Source organism: Bradyrhizobium guangxiense, assembly GCF_004114915.1.
Lineage (GTDB): Bacteria > Pseudomonadota > Alphaproteobacteria > Rhizobiales > Xanthobacteraceae > Bradyrhizobium > Bradyrhizobium guangxiense.
The window spans coordinates 1,250,552-1,273,338 of the sequence record NZ_CP022219.1 but is presented as its reverse complement, the minus strand read 5'-3'; the positions used below and the strand labels follow the sequence as shown (position 1 = coordinate 1,273,338).

Annotated in this window: 19 protein-coding genes and 1 pseudogene; 5 read left to right on the top strand and 15 right to left on the bottom strand. The window is 65.4% G+C overall.

The window, feature by feature from the left end; all coding sequences use genetic code 11:
* Nucleotides 1–8: 8 nt before the first annotated feature.
* Together X268_RS05980 and glpD are read right to left on the bottom strand one after the other, a co-directional pair.
* Entirely contained in the window at nt 9–1,085 is a 1,077-nt protein-coding gene (locus X268_RS05980) for an ABC transporter ATP-binding protein (protein WP_128924072.1), read from the bottom strand.
* On the bottom strand, nt 1,082–2,632 hold the full coding sequence (gene glpD, locus X268_RS05975; RefSeq protein WP_128924071.1) for a glycerol-3-phosphate dehydrogenase: 1,551 nt from the start codon (nt 2,630–2,632) through the stop codon (nt 1,082–1,084). The genes X268_RS05980 and glpD overlap by 4 nt, the downstream gene beginning before the upstream one ends.
* Before the next feature lie 231 nt (nt 2,633–2,863).
* Here glpD and X268_RS05970 point away from each other — a divergent pair, with 231 nt between their 5' ends.
* Both X268_RS05970 and X268_RS05965 read left to right on the top strand, forming a co-directional pair.
* Nucleotides 2,864–3,145: a type II toxin-antitoxin system Phd/YefM family antitoxin gene (locus X268_RS05970; protein WP_128924070.1), complete on the top strand. Its 282-nt coding sequence runs from the start codon at nt 2,864–2,866 to the stop codon at nt 3,143–3,145.
* On the top strand, nt 3,142–3,567 hold the full coding sequence (locus X268_RS05965; protein ID WP_128924069.1) for a type II toxin-antitoxin system VapC family toxin: 426 nt from the start codon (nt 3,142–3,144) through the stop codon (nt 3,565–3,567). Before X268_RS05970 ends, X268_RS05965 begins: the two co-directional genes overlap by 4 nt.
* Before the next feature lie 3 nt (nt 3,568–3,570).
* Here the strand turns inward: X268_RS05965 and X268_RS05960 are convergent, their stop codons facing one another.
* Both X268_RS05960 and X268_RS05955 read right to left on the bottom strand, forming a co-directional pair.
* Nucleotides 3,571–4,416: a DeoR/GlpR family DNA-binding transcription regulator gene (locus X268_RS05960; RefSeq protein WP_128924068.1), complete on the bottom strand. Its 846-nt coding sequence runs from the start codon at nt 4,414–4,416 to the stop codon at nt 3,571–3,573.
* 108 nt (nt 4,417–4,524) lie between these two features.
* Nucleotides 4,525–5,211 (bottom strand): HAD family hydrolase, encoded by a 687-nt coding sequence (locus X268_RS05955; protein WP_128924067.1) that lies wholly within the window; start codon nt 5,209–5,211, stop codon nt 4,525–4,527.
* 143 nt (nt 5,212–5,354) lie between these two features.
* On the opposite strand from X268_RS05955, the gene X268_RS05950 reads away from it, so the two are divergent.
* Nucleotides 5,355–5,807, top strand: a complete 453-nt coding sequence (locus tag X268_RS05950) for a nuclear transport factor 2 family protein (protein ID WP_128924066.1) — start codon at nt 5,355–5,357, stop codon at nt 5,805–5,807.
* A 141-nt stretch (nt 5,808–5,948) separates the two neighbouring features.
* Here the strand turns inward: X268_RS05950 and X268_RS05945 are convergent, their stop codons facing one another.
* The 10 genes from X268_RS05945 to X268_RS05900 form a co-directional block, all read right to left on the bottom strand.
* On the bottom strand, nt 5,949–6,140 hold the full coding sequence (locus tag X268_RS05945; RefSeq protein WP_128924065.1) for a hypothetical protein: 192 nt from the start codon (nt 6,138–6,140) through the stop codon (nt 5,949–5,951).
* A gap of 225 nt (nt 6,141–6,365) precedes the next feature.
* A complete protein-coding gene (locus X268_RS05940) occupies nt 6,366–6,773 on the bottom strand; it encodes an acyl-CoA thioesterase (RefSeq protein ID WP_128924064.1) in 408 nt (135 codons plus the stop codon).
* Between the two features lie 21 nt (nt 6,774–6,794).
* A complete protein-coding gene (locus tag X268_RS05935; RefSeq protein WP_164937561.1) occupies nt 6,795–8,891 on the bottom strand; it encodes a 3-hydroxyacyl-CoA dehydrogenase NAD-binding domain-containing protein in 2,097 nt (698 codons plus the stop codon).
* Between the two features lie 2 nt (nt 8,892–8,893).
* Entirely contained in the window at nt 8,894–10,177 is a 1,284-nt protein-coding gene (locus X268_RS05930) for an acetyl-CoA C-acetyltransferase (protein ID WP_128924062.1), read from the bottom strand.
* Nucleotides 10,177–12,444, bottom strand: coding sequence for an acyl-CoA dehydrogenase (locus tag X268_RS05925; protein WP_164937560.1), 2,268 nt, complete (start codon nt 12,442–12,444; stop codon nt 10,177–10,179). The genes X268_RS05930 and X268_RS05925 overlap by 1 nt, the downstream gene beginning before the upstream one ends.
* Nucleotides 12,445–12,674: 230 nt before the next feature.
* Nucleotides 12,675–13,298 (bottom strand): flavin reductase family protein, encoded by a 624-nt coding sequence (locus X268_RS05920; RefSeq protein WP_128924060.1) that lies wholly within the window; start codon nt 13,296–13,298, stop codon nt 12,675–12,677.
* Between the two features lie 137 nt (nt 13,299–13,435).
* Complete coding sequence (locus tag X268_RS05915) at nt 13,436–14,035, bottom strand: TetR/AcrR family transcriptional regulator (RefSeq protein ID WP_128924059.1); 600 nt, start codon at nt 14,033–14,035, stop codon at nt 13,436–13,438.
* 33 nt (nt 14,036–14,068) lie between these two features.
* Nucleotides 14,069–17,206: an efflux RND transporter permease subunit gene (locus X268_RS05910; protein WP_128924058.1), complete on the bottom strand. Its 3,138-nt coding sequence runs from the start codon at nt 17,204–17,206 to the stop codon at nt 14,069–14,071.
* 180 nt (nt 17,207–17,386) lie between these two features.
* Nucleotides 17,387–18,493, bottom strand: coding sequence for an efflux RND transporter periplasmic adaptor subunit (locus X268_RS05905; RefSeq protein WP_128924057.1), 1,107 nt, complete (start codon nt 18,491–18,493; stop codon nt 17,387–17,389).
* Between the two features lie 238 nt (nt 18,494–18,731).
* A complete protein-coding gene (locus X268_RS05900; RefSeq protein ID WP_128924056.1) occupies nt 18,732–20,072 on the bottom strand; it encodes an MFS transporter in 1,341 nt (446 codons plus the stop codon).
* Nucleotides 20,073–20,151: 79 nt separating this feature from the next.
* Between X268_RS05900 and X268_RS05895 the strand changes: the two are divergent.
* Nucleotides 20,152–20,612 (top strand): annotated as a pseudogene (locus X268_RS05895) (ribosomal maturation YjgA family protein).
* 22 nt (nt 20,613–20,634) lie between these two features.
* Here X268_RS05895 and X268_RS05890 read toward each other — a convergent pair.
* Entirely contained in the window at nt 20,635–21,669 is a 1,035-nt protein-coding gene (locus tag X268_RS05890; protein WP_164937559.1) for a LacI family DNA-binding transcriptional regulator, read from the bottom strand.
* 105 nt (nt 21,670–21,774) lie between these two features.
* Here X268_RS05890 and X268_RS05885 point away from each other — a divergent pair, with 105 nt between their 5' ends.
* On the top strand, nt 21,775–22,776 hold the full coding sequence (locus X268_RS05885; RefSeq protein ID WP_245477794.1) for an NAD(P)-dependent oxidoreductase: 1,002 nt from the start codon (nt 21,775–21,777) through the stop codon (nt 22,774–22,776).
* The last annotated feature ends 11 nt before the right edge of the window (nt 22,777–22,787 follow it).

Genomic DNA, 22,787 nt, shown 5'->3' with positions numbered 1-22,787 from the left:
CTCCCTCTTTAAGAGCCCGGTGCCGCGACCAAACGGTCGGCAGCATCGAACACGAAGACGTCATTCGGATCGAGCACGGCATCGAGCATCTGGCCGGGCTCGAATTCGTGCACGCCGTGCAGCACCGCCACCCAGTTCGATCCGTCGCGGGTCAGATGCACGAAACTCTCCGAACCGGTGATCTCGGTCACCGTGACAGTGGCGTGGAAGGCGTGGCGGTCGGCCTCGCCATTGGCAAGCGCAAGCTGATGCGCGCGGAAGCCGACGCGGTAGGCGCCGTCGGCCAGCGACGAATACAGGCCGGAGGCCGGCGAAGCCGTGCCGCCGGCATATTGCACGGAGCCATTCTTCTTCTCGATGCCGACGAGGTTGAGCGGCGGATCGGAGAATACCTGGGCGACGCGGAGCGTCTGCGGCCGGCGATAGACATTGGTGGTCTCGCCCATCTGCAGCGCCTGCCCTTCCCACATGCACACCGTGTTGCCGCCGAGCAGCAGCGCCTCGGTCGGCTCGGTGGTGGCATAGACGAAGATCGCGCCCGAGGCCTCGAAAATACGCGGCAGTTCGGCGCGCAGTTCCTCGCGGAGCTTGTAGTCGAGATTGGCGAGCGGCTCGTCGAGCAGCACGAGATCGGCCCCCTTGACCAGCGCGCGTGCGATCGCGGTGCGCTGCTGCTGGCCGCCGGAGAGCTGGAGCGGCGTGCGCTTCAGGAACGGCTCGAGCCGCAGCAGCTTTGCGGCCTCGGCCACGCGCGCCTCGATCTCGTCGCGCGGCTTGCCCTGCACGCGCAGGGGCGAAGCGATGTTCTCATAGACCGTCAGCGAGGGATAGTTGATGAACTGCTGGTAGACCATCGCGACCGAACGCTGGCGCACGTCGGCGCCGGTGACGTCCTTGCCGTTCACCACCACCTTGCCCGTGGTCGGCTTGTCGAGGCCGGCGAGCAACCGCATGATCGAGGTCTTGCCCGACAGCGTGGGCCCGAGCAGCACGTTGAGAGTTCCGCTCTCCAGCGTCAGCGAGACGTCGCGGATGTGCGCGACGCCATCGACGGTCCGGGTCACGTGATCGAGTGTCACGGTCATGAGCGTCCTCCCGCTTCCAGCAGGGGACTTTGCGCCACGGCGTGGGTTCGGATCCAGTCGTCGAGCACGGCGATCTCGTCGGCAGACAGTCGCAGGCCGAGTTTGGAACGGCGCCAGACGACGTCTTCGGCGGTCACGGCCCATTCGTTGGCGATGAGGTACCGGACCTCGCGTTCGGTCAGCGTCGCACCGAAGGGCTGGCCGAGATCGGCGGCCGATTTGGCATCGCCGAGCAGCTTGATGGCCCTCGTGCCATAGGCGCGCGCGAGGCGCCGCGCATGCTCGTGACTGAGGAAGGGATAGCCGCGCTGGAGCTCGGCAATCAGCCCGTCAATGTCGGACACGTTCATGTCTCCGCCGGGCAGCGGCCATTTGCCGGTCCAACCCTCACGCGCCTTTGCGCTGCGCAGATAGGGCGCGAGGCGCTCCAGCGCCTCTTCGGCGAGGCGGCGATAGGTGGTGATCTTGCCGCCATAGATCGACAGCAGCGGCACCCCGCCGGGCGTATCAAGCTCGAACACGTAATCGCGTGTCGCGGCCTTGGCTTCGCTGGCGCCGTCGTCGTAGAGCGGGCGCACGCCGGAATAGGTCCAGACCACGTCCTGCGGCGTCACCGGCTTGGCCAGATATTCGCTTGCCGCCGCGCAGAGATACTGGATCTCCTCGGCCGTCGCCTTCACCTTGGCGGGATCGCCGTCATAGTCGCGGTCGGTGGTGCCGATCAGCGTGAAATCGTCCTGATACGGAATCACGAAGATGATGCGGCCGTCCGCGTTCTGGAACATGTAGGCGCGGTCGTGGTCGTAGAGCTTCCTGACCACGATGTGCGAGCCCTGCACCAGGCGCACCTTGGCCTTCGCATTGACGCCGGCACCGCGGCCGAGCACGTCCTCGACCCAGGGGCCGCCGGCATTGACCAGCGCCCGGGCCTGGATCTGCGAGCGCTCACCGGTCAACGTGTCGATCATGCCGACGGTCCAGAGGCCGCCTGACTGGCGGATCTCGGTGGCACGGGTGCGAGTGCGAATCTCGGCGCCCTTGTCGGCGGCATCGCGCGCGTTGAGCACGACGAGGCGGGCGTCGTCGACGAAACAGTCGGAATATTCGAAGGCGCGGCTGTAGCGATTCGGGATCAGCGGCTTTCCGACCTCGTCACGCGCAAGATCGACCGATCGCGTGGCCGGCAACAGATGGCGGCCGCCAATGTGGTCATAGAGGAAGAGGCCGAGGCGCAGCAGCCAGGCGGGGCGCAGGCCGGCATGATGCGGCAGAACGAAACGCAAGGGGCGGATGATATGGGGCGCGATGCCCCAGAGGATCTCGCGCTCGATCAGCGCCTCGCGGACCAGGCGAAACTCGTAATATTCGAGATAGCGCAGGCCGCCGTGCACCAGCTTGGTCGACCAGGACGACGTCCCGCTCGCCAGATCGTTCATTTCGCACAGGAAAACGCTGTTGCCGCGGCCCACCGCGTCGCGCGCGATGCCGCAGCCGTTAACACCGCCTCCGATGATGGCGAGGTCGAAAATACGCTCCAACAGACGCATCCCCCGACGACCGCCCGTTCCTTCGAGCGGTTACTTTCGTTTTTGATTAGATCACACCAAAAAACGAAAGCAAGATGAAAGAGAGGCGAAAGGAAGTGAAAGAGGAACTTTTTGAGGGGCAAAGGGCCGCGGGAATGAGCAGCATCGACGACCATCCGAGGAGCAGCGGGCCCTTGAATGATACAGCATCCAGAATTATAGTCACATTAGTCATATTGGTTTCCAACTTGCATGGCCGATCGAAACACTGCACCGGACGCGCTTCCTGATGACACTTGGACGCTCGCCAACGCCAAGGCGCGACTGTCGGAGGTGATCGACCGTGCCGAAAACGGCCCGCAGATCATCACCCGACACGGCAAGCCCAGCGCAGTCGTCGTTTCCGCCGAGGAATGGGCCCGCAAGACCGCGCGCAAGGGCACGCTCGCGGAATTCCTGCTGGCCTCACCGCTGCGTGGTGCCGACGTTGAACTTGAGCGCATGCACGACACGCCACGCGACGAGATGCAGTGAATCTTCTGCTCGACACCAACGTGCTGTCGGAAGTTCAGCGGTCCACGCCTTCGCCGAACGTCCTGGCGTGGCTGGATACGATCGATGAGGACCGTGCGTTCATCTGCGTTGCATCGATTGCCGAGCTTCGCCGCGGCGTCGCCTTGCTGGAGGACGGGCGCCGGCGCACCGCGCTGGCCGCCTGGCTTGCCCACGATCTGCCGGCACGGTTTGCCGGACGCGTCCTGCCGATCGATCACGCGGTGGCCGAGCGCTGGGGTGACCTCATGGCACAGAGCCATAGGAGCGGCGTCGCGTTGTCCGTCATGGATGGCTTCTTTGCGGCGACTGCGCTCGTCAACGATCTCACGCTCGTCACACGCAACGTGAAGGATTTTGCGGCCTTCGGCGTCGCGCTGCTCAACCCGTGGGACGACGCTTAGCCGCTATCTCAGCCGCACCACCGGCGCTGCTTCCGGTGCCGCATCCTGCACCTCGGCCGGCGCATCGTCGATATCCGCGCCCTTCGGCAGCGCTTCAACCACCTCGATGCCTTTGCTGTGGCAGATGGTGGCGAGGCGTTCGGGCAGCTCCTGGTCGGTGACGAAGGTCTGGATCTGGGTGATGTGCGCGATGCGCACCGGCGCGCTGCGACGCAGCTTGGTGGAATCGGCGACCAGCATGACGCTGCGGGCATTGGCGATGATCGCCTGCGCCACCTGCACCTCGCGATAGTCGAAGTCGAGCAGCGCGCCCTCTTCATCGATCGCGGACGCGCCGATGATGGCATAGTCCACCTTGAACTGGCCGATCAACTGCGTCGCGGTCGAGCCCACGACGGCGCCGTCGGCGCGTCGAACCGTGCCGCCGGCGACCACGACCTCGATGCGGGGATGACGGTAGAGCAGCATCGCGACGTTGAGATTGTTGGTGATGACGAGCAGATCCTCGTGCGAGGTCAACGCGCTCGCGACCTCCTCCGTCGTGGTGCCAATATTGATGAAGAGCGAGCAGCCGTTCGGGATCAGCGATGCGGCGGCGGCCCCGATGGCCTTCTTCTCGTCCGCGGCGACGAAACGGCGCGCCTCATAGGCGAGGTTCTCGACGCCGGAGGCGATGATGGCCCCGCCATGGATGCGGGTCAGCGAACGCCGCTCGCAGAGGTCATTGAGATCCTTGCGGATGGTCTGCGCGGACACCTCGAAACGGCGCGCGAGCTCCTCGACCATGACACGGCCGGAGGCTCGCGCGATGTTGAGGATCTCGGCTTGGCGATGGGTCAGTCCGGTCACGGTAACGGCCTCAAATCAGAATGATGCATGGTGCGGCGGGTCGCGCGTTCGGTCAATGCGCGCGCCGATCACGGTTAATGGACGAAGGGTCCTCGCCACGTCATTTCCCTACCAAGCCATGACGCTCGCAAGACGTGCGATCAGGCCCGGATCGTCGAAGGCGCTGGCGGAGGCGACCGCGCCCGACGCAACCAGGTCAGCATGGCTGAGACTGGTCCGGATGCCGATGGTCGGAATTCCGGCTGCGGTGGCGGACTGCACACCCGTGCGGGAGTCCTCGAATGCGATCGAGGTCTGCGGCCTCGCGCCGACAAACCGCAGCCCTTCCTGATAGGGCAGCGGATGAGGCTTGCCGTGCGGCAGCTCGGCGCCGATCACGAGCGCTTTGAAGCGATGCGTGATGCCGAGGCCGGAGAGCAGCAGCTCGGCGTTGAGACGCGGTGCATTGGTCACGGCGACCATGGGGATGCCGGCGCTGTCGGCTCGGTCGAGCAGCGCCATCAGACCCGGCAGCGGCCTGATCTGCCCGGCCACCAGCGTGCGAAAGACTTCCTCCTTCTCGTCGAGGATCAGGGCGCGCCGTTCCGGCGCCTCGTGGGACAGAAAGCGCTCGCCGATCGCGACATTGGCGAAGCCTTGCAGCTCCCGGGAGAAGCGCGCGTGGTCGAAGACATGGCCATGCGGACCGAGCACCTGGTTGAAGGCCTTCAGGTGCAACGGGTCGGTGTCGGCGAGCGTGCCGTCGATGTCGAACAGCAACGCCTTGCCCATCGCATCGTGTTTGGCCTCGATCATTTCCGTACTTTCCCAAATGCGCGACGCATCGATGCGAAAGACGTATCAATACAGCCTCGACCGCGCAATGACGCATCCACGCGACACTCGACAAAGCCGCGCGCGGCTGCAACACTCGGCGCAAGATCAAAAAGGAGGAAACGATGACGATCAACCGACGCGATCTGGCTCTCTCGACTCTGGCCGTCTCCGCACTCGCATTCACGACACCGGCGCTGGCGGCCTCAGCAGACGAGGAAGCGGTGGCGAAGAAGGTTGAGGCCTTCCGCCTCGCCCAGATCGCGGCCGACCCGAAGGCGCTTGGGGCTCTGTGCTGGGACGATCTGAGCTACAGTCATTCCAGCGGCAAGGTCGAGGACAAGGCGACTTTCATCGCCAATGCCACCGACGGCAAATCGAAATTCCTGTCGATCGAGTACAAGGACCCGACCATCAAGGTCGTCGGTCCCGCCGCGATCGTGCGCTTCCACTGGCTGGGGGAACAGGAAATGGCCGCCGATGGGAAAAAAGTATCGACCAATCTTCACATCCTGATGAACTGGCAGAAACAGGGCGACGAGTGGAAGCTCTTGTCGCGGGCCGCGACGAAGTTGTGATCGACAGCCTCATTCCGGGACGCGCCGAAAGGCGCGGACCCGGGATCTGTTGGTCGGCAATTTCTGCAGTGGATAGCTTCTCAGGTGCGCAATTGCACACCATAGCTCGCGCGTCGCGTGCTCCGGAAGGACCAGCAGGCGTTACGCCGCCTCCTTCACCTCGCCATTCACCAGCCTGCGCGCAGCACGCTCGGCTTCGCGGGCGTTGCGGAAGAGCTGGCCTTCGAGACGGTTGAATCGGTGGGACGAGGCGAAGAAGCAGTAGCCTCCAGAAGAACGAACAACGATACCTGCGGTCTGCGAATCGACTTCGATGATGTAGCTGTCCGGCATGGTCCGTGGATTCCTCAGTGCGGGCAAATAACGGTGCTCCTGCCTAAAGGTTCCCCAGGCATTTGAGGCCGTTTCCACCCCGAATCGACACGCAATTGAGTACGCCGGGACCTCATCCGTTTTATGACTGGTTCTTGGCGAAGCGGCGACGAAGATGACTTACTCGCGCCGCGTTTGGCGGCGCCCGCCACGCATTCGTGAGATGAGACAGGGCGTGGCGCGCGATTACGTCGCAATCATTGTCGACGAACGAACCGCTTGCGGGCGGCCGTGCTCGTCGATTGAGACGTAAGTGAAGTTGCCGTCGGTGACGAGAAACGGATGCTCCTCCCCGCGACGCAGCGCCCATGCCTCCAGATGCACGGTGAGCGACGTGCGGCCCACGCGCACGAGATTGGCGTAGACCGACACGAGATCGCCGACATAGACCGCCTTGCGAAAATTCATCGCCTCGATCGCGACCGTCACGGTGCGCGACTTCGCGACCTTCGACGCAAACACGCCGCCGCCGACATCCATCTGGCTCAGCAGCCAGCCGCCAAAGATGTCGCCATTCGCATTGGTGTCGGCGGGCATTGCCAGCGTACGGATGCAGAGATCCCCGCTCGGTCCGGTATTGGTTTGCTCGTTCATCCCTCTCTCACTCGAGATTGCTCACTTGAAATTGTCCCAGCCCGGATCGGGCGCGAAGCGCTCGCCGAATCTCTCTGCCAGCGCACGCAGGGTGGATACAATGTTTTCCGCGCCGCGCGTGCGTGCATAGTTCAGCGGACCACCACGGAACGGTGCATAGCCGGTCCCGAAGATCATGGCGCCGTCGACCGCATCGGCGTCGTCCACGATGCCTTCGCGCAAGCAGGCAACGCAGACATTGGACATCGGCAGCACCAGGCGGTCGATCATCTGGTCAGTGACGCGCGGGCCGGTCTCGGGCAGCGGCGCCTTCTCCACCTTGCCATCCTTCCAGGTGTAGAAGCCCTTGCCGGTCTTGCGGCCGAGCTCGCCCTTGGCGACCTTGTCGCGCAACCAGGCCGGCGTCGGAGGCAGCAGGTCACCGAACTTGGTGCGCAGCATGTCACCGACATCGAGGCAGATGTCGAGCCCGACCTGATCGGCGAGCTCGATCGGCCCCATCGGCATGCCGAACTGCTCGGCCGCGGCGTCGATCAGGCGCTGGTCGATTTTCTCGTCCAGCATCACCATGGCTTCCAGCATGTAGGGCGTCAGCGCGCGGTTGACGAGGAAGCCAGGCGAGCTCTTCACGGACAGCGGCAGGCGATCAATCGCGCCGACGAAGGCGAGCGCGTCCTTCAGCACCTGCACATCATTGCCGTCGTGACTGACGACTTCGACCAATTGCAGCCGCGACACCGGATTGAAGAAATGCAGTCCGACCAGCCGCTCCGGTCGCGTCAGGGTCGTGCGCAGGTCCTGCAGCGGAATACTCGACGTGTTGGTCGCAAGGATCGCGCCCGGCTTCATCCGCGGCTCGAGCCCGGCATAGACCTTCTGTTTCAGCTCGAGCTTTTCCGGCACCGCCTCGATGATGAGGTCGGCGTTGCGGACGCCCTCGCCGTCCATGTCCGGAATCAGGCGGTCGAGGGCGTCGCGCACGTCAGTGGGTTTGCGGATAATCTTGCCGTAGAGCTCGGCGGCGCGCTTCACCGCGCCCGCGATCGGGTCGGCCTTCATGTCGGCGAGCGAGACGCGCAGCCCCTGCCCTGCACACCAGGCGGCGATGTCGCCGCCCATGGCGCCGGCGCCGATGACGTGGACATGCTTGACCGCGTTGCCGGAGCCTGCCGCCTTCTTCATCTGCTCGCGCAAGAAGAACACCCGGATCAGGTTCTGCGCGGTCGGCGTCACCATCAACTTGGCGAAGGACGCCTGCTCGGCCTTCAGCATCGCAGCCTTGCTGCCGCCATGGCTCTCCCAGAGGTCGATCAGGGCATAGGGCGCGGGATAATGCTCGCGGGATGCGGCCTTCGCCGCCTCCGAGCGCATGCGCTTGGCCAGCAGCCCGCGCACGGGACCGAGGTTCGCCCCGCGCGTCAGGAGACCCGGGCGCGCCCGCTTCAGGCGGCCGAACATCGCATCCTTCACCGCGCCCCGGACATGGCGTTCCTGGGTAACAGCATCGACGAGGCCGAGCGCCTTGGCGCGGCGCGCATCGATGGTGCGGCCGGTCAGCATCAACGCCATCGACTGGGTCGGATTGACCAGCGCGGTGAAACGCGCGGTGCCGCCGAGGCCGGGATGCAAGCCGAGCATCACCTCGGGGAAGCCGAAGCGCGCGCCATCGATCGCGATGCGCGATTGGCAGGCGAGCGCAACCTCGAGGCCGCCGCCGAGGCAGAAGCCATGGATGACCGCGACCGTCGGCAGCTTGAGCGCTTCCAGATGGTCGACCACGGCGTGCGCGGCGCGGATACGGGTCTCCACCATTTCGGGATCGGACGCGCCACGGAATTCGTTGACGTCGGCGCCGGCGATGAAGCCCGACGGCTTTGCGGAGCGGATCACGAGGCCGGCCGGACGCTCGGTCTCGATCGCCGCAAGCACCGCATCGAACTCCTCCATCACGTCGGCAGATAGCGTGTTGGCGCTTGCATCGGCGCGGTCGAACAGCAGCCAGGCGACGCCGTCTTCATCGCGCGTCAGCTGGAAGTGCCTGTATGGACTGTCCGGCGCGGGCCTGGGCCCGAGCTCGAGGACGCGGTCGGCAAGCGCGGTCATGATCTTGGAATCCATGGTCATACCGCCTCGATCAGCATGGCCCCGCCGAGCCCGCCACCGATGCATTCGGTGGCAACGCCGCGCCGCGTGCCGAGCCGCTTCATCGCATTGACGAGATGCAGCACGATGCGGTTGCCGGAGGTGCCGACGGGGTGGCCAAGCGATATCGCGCCGCCATCCACGTTGAGCTTCTCACGGTCGATCTCGCCGGCCGCGCCGTCGAGACCGAGGATCTCGCGGCAGAATTTCTCGTCGTTCCAGGCCGCAAGACAGCCGAGCACCTGGGTGGCGAAGGCCTCATTCAGCTCCCAGGTCTCGACGTCCTGAACCGTGAGGCCGTTGCGCTGGAGCAGCGGCGTCGCCGACATCACGGGGCCGAGCCCCATGATGCTGGGATCGAGCGCCGCCCAATGGCTGTCGACGATGACCGCCCTCGGCGTGAGCTTGTGCTTTGCCACCGCCGCGTCGGAAGCCAGGATCACCCAGGACGCGCCGTCGGTGATCTGCGAGGAATTGCCGGCCGTGACCTGGCCCCAGGGACGCTCGAACACCGGCTTCAGCTTCGCCAGCGTCTCGGCCGTCGAGTCCGGGCGCACGCCGTCGTCATGGTCGAAGAACTTGCCGTCGCGGGAGAACGCGGTCTCGACCTCGCCCTTGAGAAAGCCCGCGCCTTGCGCATGCGCGAGCCGGCGGTGGCTCTCGGCCGCGTAGGCGTCCGACTGTGCGCGCGTAATGCCGAAGAGATGACCGACGACCTCGGCGGTCTGGCCCATGTTCAGGTCGGTGACGGGGTCGGTCAGCCCGCGTTCGAGCCCGATGATCGGCTTGAGATCGCGCGGACGCAGCTTGAACGCGGCGGCGAGCTGGGCCGCCACGCCCTTGGCGGTGGCGAGGCCGGCGAACCAGCGCACGCCGGAATTCGGCCAGACCAGCGGCGCGTGGCTCAAGGCCTCGGTGCCGCCAGCGAGGATCATGTCGGCATGGCCCTCGCGAATGTAGCGGTAGGCGGTGTCGATCGACTGCATGCCGGAGCCGCAGTTGATCTGCACGGTAAAAGCGACCATATCCTCGCCCATGCCGAGCCGGAGCGCGGCGACGCGAGCCGGGTTCATCTCGTCCGCGATCACATTGACGCAGCCGAGGATGACCTGATCGAAGCTGTCGGGCGCAAATGGCTGGCGCGCCAACAGCGGGCGGCCGCACTGCACGGCGAGATCGACCGGCGTGAACGGTCCGGGTCCAGACCGCGCCTTCAGAAACGGCGTCCGGCTGCCGTCGACGATGAATACCGGTCGCGCCATCAGCCCGCCGCCCTCTGCTCACCGAGTTCCTGGAAGAACTGATGCACATTGACGGTTTTCTTGTAAATCGGCGACAGCGCCTCCGGCGCGAAATCGTCGACCTCGATGACCTCAGTGACGGCCTGGCGGGCCGCGGCAAGCTGCTCGCCTTCGGCCTGCGTGATCACGCCCTTGGCGACCGCATCCTTCCAGTCGCGCAGCTGCGCCGCGCGCATGCGCTTGGCGATGGCCTCCGTGGCCGCGACCAGCTTGAACGCACGTTCCAGCCGAGCGAAGCCGCCATCGTCATCGACATGAGCGAGATCCGGCGTCAGGCGCTCGCGCGCCGCCGAGGGCTCCAGCACGATGGCAGCGCATTGGTGCACGACGCGATCGGACGGACCGAGCATGCGGGCGCCGAACGGCTGCACCACGAGCTTGAGCAAGCCGGCGACAAAGCGGTTGGGCAGATTGGCGAGGAGTTCGGCGAACCGGCTCTCGATGGTCCTGAAGCCCGTCGCCATGCACCATTCCAGCGCGGCAAAATCCTCCTTCTGCCGTCCCTCGTCCTGCCAGCGCTTCAGCGCGGCCGACAGCAGATACAGCTCGGACAGGATGTCGCCGAACCGCGCGGACAGCATCTCCTTGCGCTTGAGCGCGCCGCCGAGCGTCAGCAGCGCCATGTCGGCGCAGAGCGCGAACGCCGCGGAGTAGCGCGAGAGCTGGCGGTAGAACGGCGTGGCCTCGCCGGCGTCGGGCGCAAGCGCGAAGGCGCCAAAGGTCCAGCTCCGGCCGAAGGCGCGGAGCAGGGTCCGGAAGCTGTGGCCGACGTGTTTCCAGAACGCCTTGTCGAAGGCGGTGAGCCCACGCTCGCGATCGGTGTCCGCCAGCGCATTCATCTCGTCGAGCAGATAGGGATGGGCGCGGATCGCGCCCTGCCCGAACACGATGAGGTTGCGCGTCAGGATGTTGGCGCCCTCGACCGTGATGCCGACCGGAACGGCGCGATGCAGATTGCCGAGGTAGTTTTGCGGACCGTCGATTACGGCCTTGCCGCCATGGATGTCCATGGCGTCGTCGATCGCGGTGCGCATCCGCTCGGTCGCGTGCAGCTTCATGATGCCGGAGATGACGGCGGGATGGACGCCGGCATTGAGCGCCGCGCAGGTCAGCCGGCGCGCCGCATCGAGCTGATAGGCGGTCGCCACGATGCGCGCGAGCGGCTCCTCGACGCCTTCGAACTTGGAGATCGAGATGCCGAACTGCTCGCGGATGCGGGCATAGGCGCCGGTGGTGCGCGCCGCATAGGCGGCGCCGGCCGCCGACAGCGACGGCAACGAAATGCCGCGGCCGGCGGCGAGCGCCGTCATCAGCATCTTCCAGCCCTGCCCGAGGCGCTCCTTTCCGCCGATGACATAGTCCAGCGGGATGAAGACGTCGCGGCCCCAGTTCGGGCCGTTCTGGAACACCTGCATCGACGGCAGATGGCGCTGGCCGATCTCGACGCCGGGCAGATTGGTCGGGATCAGCGCCACGGTGATGCCGAGCTCTTCCTCGGGGCCGACGAGGTGGTCAGGATCGTAGACCTTGAAGGCAAGGCCCAGCAGCGTCGCGACGGGACCGAGCGTGATGTAGCGCTTGTGCCAGTTCAGCCTCAGGCCGACGACCTCTCGGCCCTCGAAGGTGCCCTTGCAGATGATGCCGCTGTCGACCATCGAGGCGGCATCGGAGCCCGCTTCGGGGCTGGTGAGTCCGAAACAGGGGACGTCGCGGCCATCGGCGAGGCGCGGCAGCCAACGCTCCTGCTGCTCTTTGGTGCCGAAGCGCATCAGGAGCTCCCCTGGCCCGAGCGAGTTCGGCACCATCACGGTGACGGCCGCGGCGATCGAGCGGGTCGAGATCTTGCGCACCACTTCGGAATGGGCGTAGGGCGAGAAGCCGAGGCCGCCGAACTCCTTCGGGATGATCATGCCGAAGAATCTCTCGCGCTTGACGAAGTGCCAAACGTCCTGCGGCAGGTCCCGCCATTCCCAAAAAATCTTCCACTCGTCGAGCATGGCGCAGAGTTCGTCGACGGGACCGCTGAGGAAGGCGCGCTCCTCCTCGGTCAATTGGGCTGGCGCAATTTTCAGCAGCTTCGACCAATCCGGATTGCCGGTGAAGAGATCGGCGTCCCACCAGACGTCCCCGGCCTCCAGCGCCTCGCGCTCGGTGGCGGACATCGCCGGCAGCACGCCGCGCGCCCAGGAGAAGATCGGCTTTGTCAGGGTGTCGCGGCGGAAGCTCATGGCTGACCTCATGCATCGGCGCGGTGACAGGGCATTTTAGCGGAAACTGGCCGGCGAAAGTGAACATCTCGGCGGCAAAAAGAAGCGAATTGACGCGGCCGGGCAGCCGCCCGGGCCATAACGGCCGGGGCGTGGGGACAGTTCCGGGAGCGTTAGGGGACAGCATCTCTGCCGTCATTCCGGGCTCGACGCTACGCGCCGCGCCGGAATGACGATGGGGAGAGGCTGGCCTAATCCGGCCGCACCATCTCGAACATGTTTTCCGGCTTGATCTCGAAATAATCGCCGCGCCGGCCGGCACGGACGATCGGGCGGGCGGCGGCAGTCTGGTAGACGCCGTCCTTGATCATGGCCTTGTCGATGTGCACGGCGACCACCTCTCCCAACGTCAGCCAGGCGTCGGCCTCCTTGCCATCGGCGCCTTTGAGGCGGACGATGTCGGACACCTTGCACTCGAAGGCGACCGGGCTTTCGCCGACCCGCGGCACGTTGACGAGCTTGCCGGGCACGGCGGTAAGGCCCGCAAGCTTGAACTCGTCGACCTCGGGGCCGACATGCGCGGCGGTCGCGTTCATGTGCTTGGCCAAGTCCATCGTGGTGAGATTCCAGACGAACTCCCGGGTCTGCTGCATGTTCGACACCGTGTCCTTCCAGTTGGTGGAGGAGAAGCCGATGATCGGCGGCACGTAGCAGAAGGCGTTGAAGAAGCTGTAGGGCGCGAGATTGACGTGGCCCTTGGCGTCGCGGGAGGAGATCCAGCCGATCGGCCGCGGCGCGATGATGGCGTTGAAGGGATCGTGCTTGAGGCCGTGGCCCTTGGAGGGCTCGTAGAAGTACAGGTCTTTGTCGGTCACGCGCTTGCTTCTCCGCTATCCGTCATTCCGGGGCGATGCGAAGCATCGAACCCGGAATCTCGAGATTCCGGGTTCGGCCCTGCGGGCCGCCCCGGAATGACTGCGGTGCAGCTTATAAAAGGAAACGCGCCCACCTGTCAGTGGCGCGGCGACAGACCCGCGATGACGAAATCGATCATCTGGTCGATGGTCGGGCCCGGCTTGGTCGCACACTGGGCGATCATCTGGGGGTGGAAGAACCGCATCATCGCGGTGCAGGCACATAGCGAGGCGAGCTGGAGGTCGGGCGCCTCGAACTCGCCGGAGGCCACACCTTGCGCGATCATCTGGCCGACCACGCCGGCGATACATTCCATATGGTTGACGCAGACCTGCCAATCCTCCTGCATCGCGATCTCGACCATCTCGTGCAACTTGTTGTCGCCAACATAGCGCTCGGTGTTCATGCGATGGATGGTGGTGAGCAGCTCGCGGAAGCGCGCCGGCACCGGGCCGGGCCGGGTCACGATCCGCTGCGCCTCGAGCTCGACCTCGCCCATGAGCGAGCGGGCCACCGCCTGATGGATCGCCTTCTTCGATTCGAAGAAGCGATAGACATTGGCGGGGCTCATCCGGAGCTCCTTGGCAATGTCTCCGACCGTGGTCTTCTGGTAGCCGATCTGGCGGAACAGCCGCTCGGCCACCTCGAGGATACGATCCCGGGTGTCGCCTTCGATATGTTCCGAAATAAGGGCCATCAGTCAGGACTCGTTCGTCGGTAGTCTTCTCATTTATTCAGCCGCTTCAGCAAGCGGAATTGCGTGCTGGTCATCGCTCCCATGCTGCGGCGCGGCAGGCTGTTCCGGCGTACCGGCCTCGTCCAGGCTCTTCCTGAACCACAGGGCATAGAGGCCCGGCAGATACAGAAGTGTGAGGAAGGTCGCGACGAACAGGCCGCCCATGATGGTGATCGCCATCGGCCCCCAGAAGGCCGAGCGCGACAGCGGGATCATGGCGAGGATGGCGGCCAGCGCCGTCAGCACCACCGGACGGGCGCGGCGGACGGTGGCCTCCACGATCGCCTCCCGCCGGGTCAGCCCGTGGGAGACGTCGGTCTCGATCTGGTCGACCAGGATGACCGTGTTGCGCATGATCATGCCGGCGAGCGCGATCAGGCCGAGCAGCGCCACGAAGCCGAACGGGGCATTGGCGACGTTGAGCCCGAGCGAGGCACCGACGATGCCGAGCGGCGCGGTCAGGAACACCAGGATCAGGCGCGAGAAGCTCTGCAGCTGGATCATCAGCAGCGTCAGCATCACCATGACCATCACCGGGAAGAGGATGAAGATCGAGGCATTGCCCTTGGCGGATTCCTCGAACGCGCCGCCCGCCTCGATGCGGTAGGCCGGCTCGAGGTGATCCCTAATCGGCTTCAGCTTCGGCGTGATCTGGTTGGTGACATCGGGGGCCTGCACGCCGTCGACGACGTCGGAGCGCACGGTGATCGCCATGTCGCGGTTGCGCCGCCACATGATCGGCTCCTCGTGGGCGTACTCGATCTTGGCGATCTGCTGCAGCGGCACGGCGACGCCGTTCTTCGAGGTGATGGTGAGATCACCGACGCCGCCGAGGTCGAGGCGCTCGGACGGGATCGCACGGGCGACCACGCCGACCTTCTCGATGCCGTCGCGCACGGTCGTGACCTGCGAGCCCGAGATCAGCATCGCCAGCGCCTGCGAGACGTCCTGCGGGGTCAGGCCCATGGCGCGGGCGCGGTCCTGGTCGACGACGAGCTTCAGGAAGGGCGACTGCTCGTTCCAGTCGAGCTGGACGTCCTTGACGCTCTTGTTCTGTCGCATGACGTCGCGGACCTGGTAGGCGATCTCGCGCACCTTGTTGGCGTCGGGTCCGATCACGCGGAACTGGACGGGGAAGCCGACGGGGGGACCGAAATTGAAGCGGTCGACGCGCACGCGCGCCTCGGACAGGAAGCCCTCGGCAGCCGCGTTCTCGATCTTGGCCTTGATGCGCTCGCGCGCTTCGACGCCCTTGGCGACGATGACGATCTCAGCGAAGGCCTCGTTCGGCAGCTGCGGATTGAGGCCGAGCCAGAAACGCGGCGAGCCCTGGCCGACATAGGACGTATAGGTCTCGATGTCCTTGTCGTCCTTCAGCAGCGTCTCGGCCTTCTTCACCGCCTTCTCGGTGACGTTGAAGGCGGTGCCCTCCGGCAGGCGGAGCTGGAGGAACAGCTCGGGCCGCTCCGACAGCGGGAAGAACTGCTGCTGGACATGGCCGAAGCCGACGATCGAGGCGACGAAGACGCCGACGGTCGCGGCCACCACGGTGATGCGGTGGCTGACGCACCATTGCACGATGGCGCGCAGGCCCCGGTACATGCGGGTCTCGTAGACCGCGTGCGGATCGTGGTTGTGGTGCGCCTTCATCTCCGGCAGCAGCTTGACGCCGATATAGGGCGTGAAGATCACCGCCACGAACCAGGAGGCGACCAGCGCGATCGCCACGATCCAGAAGATGCTGCCGGCATATTCGCCGACCGCGGAATTGGCAAAGCCGATGGGGAGGAAGCCAGCGGCCGTGACCAGCGTTCCCGTGAGCATCGGAAACGCAGTAGATTCCCAGGCAAACGACGCCGCGCGCATGCGGTCCCAGCCCTGCTCCATCTTCACGACCATCATCTCGACCGCGATGATGGCGTCGTCGACGAGCAGGCCGAGCGCGATGATCAGCGCGCCGAGCGTGATGCGATGCAGGTCGAGCGACATCGTGTTCATGACGATGAAGACGATGCCGAGCACCAAGGGCACCGACAGCGCGACCACGATGCCGGTGCGCCAGCCGAGCGCCAGGAACGAGACGAACAGCACGATGACGAGCGCTTCCATGAAGGAGTGCACGAACTCGCCGACGGCGTGCTCGACCACCTTGGGCTGGTCGGCGATCAGCTTGACGTCGATGCCCTGCGGCACCGACTTCATGAAATCGGCGGTGGCCTTCTCAACTTCCTTGCCGAGCTCGAGAATGTTGGCGCCTTTGGCGGTGACGACGCCGATGCCGATCGCGGCCTTGCCTTCCTGGCGGACGACGAAGCTCGGCGGATCGACATAGCCGTGGGTGACGGCAGCGATATCCCCGAGACGGAACACGCGGCCATTGCTCTCGACCGGCGTTTCGGCCACCGCCTTGGCACCGTCGAGCGCGCCGGTGACGCGCAGCGGCACGCGCTGCGAGGAGGTCTCGACCGTGCCGGCCGGCGTCACGTTGTTTTGCTTGGCGAGCGAATCGAACAGGGCCTGCGGCGTGATGCCGAGCGTGGCGAGCTTAGCGTGGCTGAACTCGACGAAGATGCGCTCGTCCTGATTGCCGTAGACGTCGACCTTGGTGACACCGGGCACCTTCAGCAGGCGCTGGCGGAAACCTTCGGAGACCTTCTTGAGCTGGGCATAATCGGCGCCGTCGCCGGTCATCATATAGAGGATGGAATCGACGTCGGAGAACTCGTCGTTGACGACGGGCCCGAGAATGCCGGACGGCAGCTGGCCCTGCACGTCGACCAGCTTCTTGCGCAGGAGATAGAAGAGGTAAGGCACGTCCTTCGGCGGCGTGTTGTCGCGGAAAGTGACCTGGAGCGCGGCGAAGCCGGGCTTGGAGTAGGTCTGCACCTTCTCGAAATAAGGCAGCTCCTGGATCTTCTTCTCGATGGGATCGGCGACCTGCGCCTGCATCTCCTGCGACGTCGCACCCGGCCACATGACGGAAACGTTCACCGTCTTGACCGTGAAGAACGGGTCCTCGGCGCGACCGAGCTTCTCATAGGAGAAGAAGCCGGCGATGCCGAGGATGACCATCAGGAAGAGCACCAGCGTCGGATGGCTGACGGCCCAGGCCGAAAGGTTGAAGCGCTTCATCGCACTCTCCGAAAGACGATCCAGTTGCAAACAACGACAGCCACTCTATTCAAACCGTCGTCGCGAGGCAGCGAAGCAATCCAGGGGGCTGGGCAGGTTCTGGATCGCTTCGCCGCTTCAGCCTTTGCTTAGGGACAAGGGCCGAAACTCACCTCACACGACGTAACTCGTAAGAACCTCTTAGAAAGACAGTGACGACACGACCCGCACCCGCTGGCCGGGATCGAGCTTCTGCACGCCGAGGGCGACGATCTTGGCGCCCTCCTCCACGCCGCCGGTGATGACCACGTCGTTGCTTTCGTAGGACTTCACCGCCACCGGCTTCAGTGTGAGCGCGCCGTTGTCGTCGACGACGTAGAAGGACGGCTTGCCGCCTTCGTTGAACAGCGCCGACAGCGGCAGCCGCGCGACGCGCTCGGTCGCGGCATCCGACAGCGTCAGCGTCGCAGTCATGCCGAGCGCGACCTTGTCGTCGGCCTCGGGCAACGAGAACTTTGCGAGATAGGTACGCGTGGCGGGATCGGCCGCCGGCGCGATCTCGCGCAGCTTGGCCGTGTATTTCTTGTTTGGCTCGGACCAAAGAGTGACGCTGGCGACGCCCGACTTGGCACGTCCAACCAGCGTCTCAGGGATTGCGACGACCGCTTCCTTCTCGGCAAAGCGGGCGACACGGATCGAGGCCTGGCCCGCGGCAACCACCTGGCCGGGCTCGATCAGCGTTGCGGTGACGACGCCGCGGGCGTCGGCAACGAGCGTCGCGTAGGAAAGGGAATTCTTGCTCAATTCGAGCGCGCGCTCGGCGCGGTTCAGGCGGGCACGGGCTTCGTCCGCGGCGGCACGGCTCGAATCCATCTGCGCGTCCGTGGTCCAGCCCTTGGCCTTGAGGTCCTTGGCGCGCTGTTCGGCGGCGGCGGCCTGGGCCAGCACGCCGGTCGCCGCAGTCTGCTCGGCCAGCGCCTGCTCGGCCTGGAGCTTCAAATCGACCTCGTCGAGGGTGGCGAGCGGCTGGCCGATATCGACGGTCTGGCCGACTTCCACGAGTCGCTTGGCGACCTTGCCGGCGACGCGAAAGCCGAGGTCGCTCTCGATCCGGGGCCTGATGGTGCCGACGAAGCTGCGCTCCGGGGTCTCGGCATCATAATGCGCGGTCGCAACCAGAACCGGCCGCGGCGGCTCGGCCTTTTCAGCAACGGTGTCATTGCACCCAGCCAGGCTAACGGCCATCAGGGCCAGCGACACACCTGCCAACAGCCTGGAATAGCTCGACAAAACCGACCGGACGAACATCGAAGGACACTCCTGCATCTTGAATGAGAGGAATGTCGACTAATCACTGATAAAAGTCAATAATCGTCAGTCATCAGGAAAGCGTGATCGTTGGCCCGCGACGATCGGGAGCGCTACCAGGAAGGTGCGATAGTAAGGTGAGCAAAAGCGGACGTGCCGACCGGCCAGCGTAAGGGAAGAAAGAGTGCGGCACGGCGCGCAGGGGCGCGCCTTTGACCACCCTACAGGCTATTGCCCCTCACCGCCCCCGCTCGGCGAACTCGTGCTTGCTGTCGTGGCCGCCGACGAACACCAGGATGCCGGCCAGCAGCGGCAGCACCGCGAGCACCAGCAGACCGGTCGAGGTCTGGCCCGTGGCTTCCTTGACCCAGCCGATCAGATACGGCCCACCGAAACCGGCGAGGTTGCCGATCGAGTTGATCAGGGCGATGGCACCGGCGGCCGCGGTGCCGGAGAGCCAGGCGGTCGGCAGCGTCCAGAACACGCCGAAGCAGCAGAACACGCCGATCGCCGCGACCGTCAGCACCACCATCGTCATGGTGGGATCGGTGAGATAGGACGAGACGCCGAGCGCGATGGCGGTGAGCAGCAGCGGCGCGCCGACATGCATCACGCGCTCGCGCGTCGCATCCGAATGCCGCGCCCACAGGATCATGGCGATGGTGCCGAACAGATACGGGATCGCCGTGACGAAGCCGGTCTGGGCGTTGGTGAGGCCGAATGCCTTGACGATCTGCGGCAGCCAGAACTGCATGCCATAGAGCGCGCCGACGAAGCCGAAATAGATCAGGCTGAGCGCGATCACCTTCGGTGAAGACAGCGCCTCGCCGAGCGAGAAATGCTTCACCGCCTGCTTGGCCGCGATCTCCGAATCGAGCTTCGCCTTGAGCCAGGCCTTCTGCTCGGCCGAGAGCCAGTCCGCCTTCTCCGGCTTGTCGGTGAGGTAGAACCAGGTGACGACGCCGAGCAGCACCGAGGGGATGCCCTCGATGATGAACAGCCACTGCCAGCCCTTCAGCCCCATCAAGCCGTCGAGCCCGAGCAGCAGGCCCGAGATCGGCGCGCCGATCACCGTCGAGACCGGCACCGCGATGGCAAAGGCCGCGAGGAAGCGCGCGCGATATTCGGCCGGGTACCAGTAGGTGAGATAGAGGATGATGCCGGGGAAGAAACCGGCCTCGGCGACCCCGAGCAGGAAGCGCAGGACGTAGAAGCTGGTGACGCCGCTGACCATCGCCATCAGCGCTGAGATGACGCCCCAGGTCACCATGATGCGGGCGATCCAGCGGCTGGCGCCGAACTTCTCGAGCGCAAGGTTGCTCGGCACCTCGAAGATGAAATAGCCGATGAAGAAGATGCCGGCGCCCCAGGAGAAGATCAGCGGCGTGAACTTCAGCTCCGCGTTCATGGTCAGCGCGGCGAAGCCGAGATTGACGCGGTCGAGATAGGAGAAGAAGTAGGCCAGCACCAGGAAGGGAATCAGGCGCCAGGAGATGGCGCGGATCGTCGACGTTTCGATGTCGCTCTTGGCGTTCTTGGCGCCGCCGGCGGAACCGGCATAGGTGGTGGTCTGGCTCATGACTTCCCCCCGGGGTTGTTGTTTTTTAGGGCTGAGTGGCGGTTTTGAGCATCGCGGGCAAAGAGTCAATGAGCGAGCAATGCACGAGACGCAGCCGGATCAAGCCATTGCGCCGATGCAGAAGGCGATGACCCGCGCCGCCCTCGCGCTGTTCGCGATCGCTTGCGGGCTGTCCTTGCGCTGGTACGGCTTTCCGCTCGGCCTGCCGGCCTTCGTGGTGAAGTATGGCGGTTCGCTGTTGTGGGCCACGATGGTGCTTCTGCTGGTCGGAGTCGTGCTGCCGCGGCTCACGCGGACACAGATTGCCACCGTCGCGGCGATCATCGCCGTCGTCGTGGAATTCTCCCGCCTGGTGCACGCGCCATGGCTCGAAGCATTCCGGCTGACGACGGCCGGCGCGCTGCTGCTCGGGCGCATCTTCTCGCTGTGGAATCTGGTGGCTATGCGGTCGGGATCGTGCTCGGCGCCGCAATCGACAGCATCACATCAGATCGCGCGCAACCAACCGATCGAGTGGCCGATGCTGATCGTCATCGGTGACCACGCTTGTAGCCGAGCACGCTCAGCCCGCAACAGGCCGGCTCGACCCGCGAATGATCAGCTCCGTCGGCACGGCAAGACCGCGGCCGTGCTCGATCTCATCGCCGCGCATCCGCTCCAGCAGCATGGTCGCGGCGTGGCGGCCCATGGCCGCGAGATCCCACGCGATTGCCGTGATCGGCGGCGTGTGCAATTCGGCGAGCTCGGAATCGCTGCCGGCCACGACCGAAATTCCGTCGCCGACGACAAGGCCCATCGTCCGCAGCGCTCGCAGGCAGCCGCCGAGCGTGTCCATCGCCGCAACGAAGAGCGCTGTCGGAGGCTCCGCGAGGCTCATGAGCGAGGCCGTCGCCCGATAGGCGTCCTCGCTCGAGAGCACATCGTCTCGCAACAGCCTCGGATCCAGCGCGATATCCGCCGCCGCATACGCCGCACGAAAGCCCTCGAGGCGGCCTCGCGACGGAAAGGCCTTGAGGTCGCCGACCAGCATGGCGATCCGCCGGTGCCCGAGACCGAGCAGATGGCTCGTCGCCAGACGGGCGCACGCGCGATGATCGGCCGTGACGCGATCGAGCGCATCGATGCGATCGCGGTCGATGAGGAGCACCGGCATCGGCGCGTCCGACAGCGCCGCGCGGACGTCCCGGTGCTGCTCGTCGCTCAGCGTCATCATCACGCCATCCACGCGGCGCCTGCGGAAGGCACGCAGCAAGGCGATCTCGACGTCGGGCCGGTTGGTCGTGCTCGCCAGCAGCAAGGTGTATCCCGCCTCACGCAGGACCGCCTCGGCCTCCTTGATGAACAGGGCAAAGCGCGGGATGTCGAAATCGCGAATGGCGCAGGCCACCAGCCGCGACCGTCCCGCACGCATGCTCTGGGCCGTGACATCGACCTCGTAGCCAAGATGCGCCATTGCCCTTTCGACGCGCTCGCGCAGCTCCCGGGTCACCGCCGGGTGATCGTTGAGCACACGCGATACTGTGCCGACCGCGACACCGGCCTCCCGGGCGACGTCCTTGACCTTCACGGTCGGCGATTGGGGCGCGTGTGATTGCATATGGCATCTTATGAACCGGTTCACTCGTCAGAGCAAGGCGGTGTGCCAGTTCCTGCTGTAAAATTAGCCGATCTGCATCAGAGGCCTTCGAGGATCCAGACATTTATGAACCGGTTCATTGACTCCGCTGCAGAACCCGGCACAATGGCCGTCGGCGGTGAAGCGCCGTGCAAGGAAGCCCCAGCCATGCCGCAGCCCAAGATCGCCTTTGTCGGATTTGGCGAGGCCGCGCGATGCTTTGCATCGCATCTTGCGGCGCAGACGGATGCACCGATGATCGCGTTCTGTCAGGGCAGGACCAACGCGCCGCCCTACTCCGCGGCCTTCCGTGCGATGGCGGCCAGCTGTGGCGTCACGCTGGTCGACCGGCTCGAGGACCTGTCGGACGCGGACGTGATCTTTTCCGCCGTCGTCGTTGCCGTTGCGGCTGAAACAGGTGAGGCCATTTCCAGGATCGTCCGTCCCGGCTGCCTCGTCGTGGACATCAACGCCGCGACCCCGCAGACGAAAAGGCGTGTCGCCGCAGCCGTAGAGGCCCGCGGCGGTCTGTTTGCGGATGCGAACCTGATGGGGTCGGTCGACCTCTACGGTGCTGCGGTCACGCTCTACACGTCCGGCAGCGGCGCCGAGCGCTTCGCGGAAATGTTCACCCCGCTCGGCTTCCGTATCGAGGTCGCGGGCCCCGAAGCCGGAACCGCAGCGGCCGTGAAGATGCTGCGAAGCGTGGTGACAAAAGGCATGGAGGCGCTGCTGGTCGAGGCGCTGACTGCCGCGACACTCGCCGGCGTGCGCGATGAAGCCATGCACGGGCTTTGCACGTCGATGGATGCCACCCCCTTCAGCAAATTCCTCGACATGTGCGTCCGTTCCGACGTGCTGCACGCCGAGCGCCGCGCGGTGGAAATGGACGGCGTAGCCGCAGGCTTGCGGGAATTGGGTTTCGATCCCCTGATGGCCACCGCCACGGCGGCGCGCCTGAAGGTCTCCGCCCGGCTAGGCCTGCGAGACGAATTTGCGCAACGGTCCAGCTATTCGGCCGAGGAGGTGTTGGACCGATATGCGCATGCCGTGGTGGACGGCCTGGGCCAGATCGAAGAGAGACTATAGACGGGCCGTCG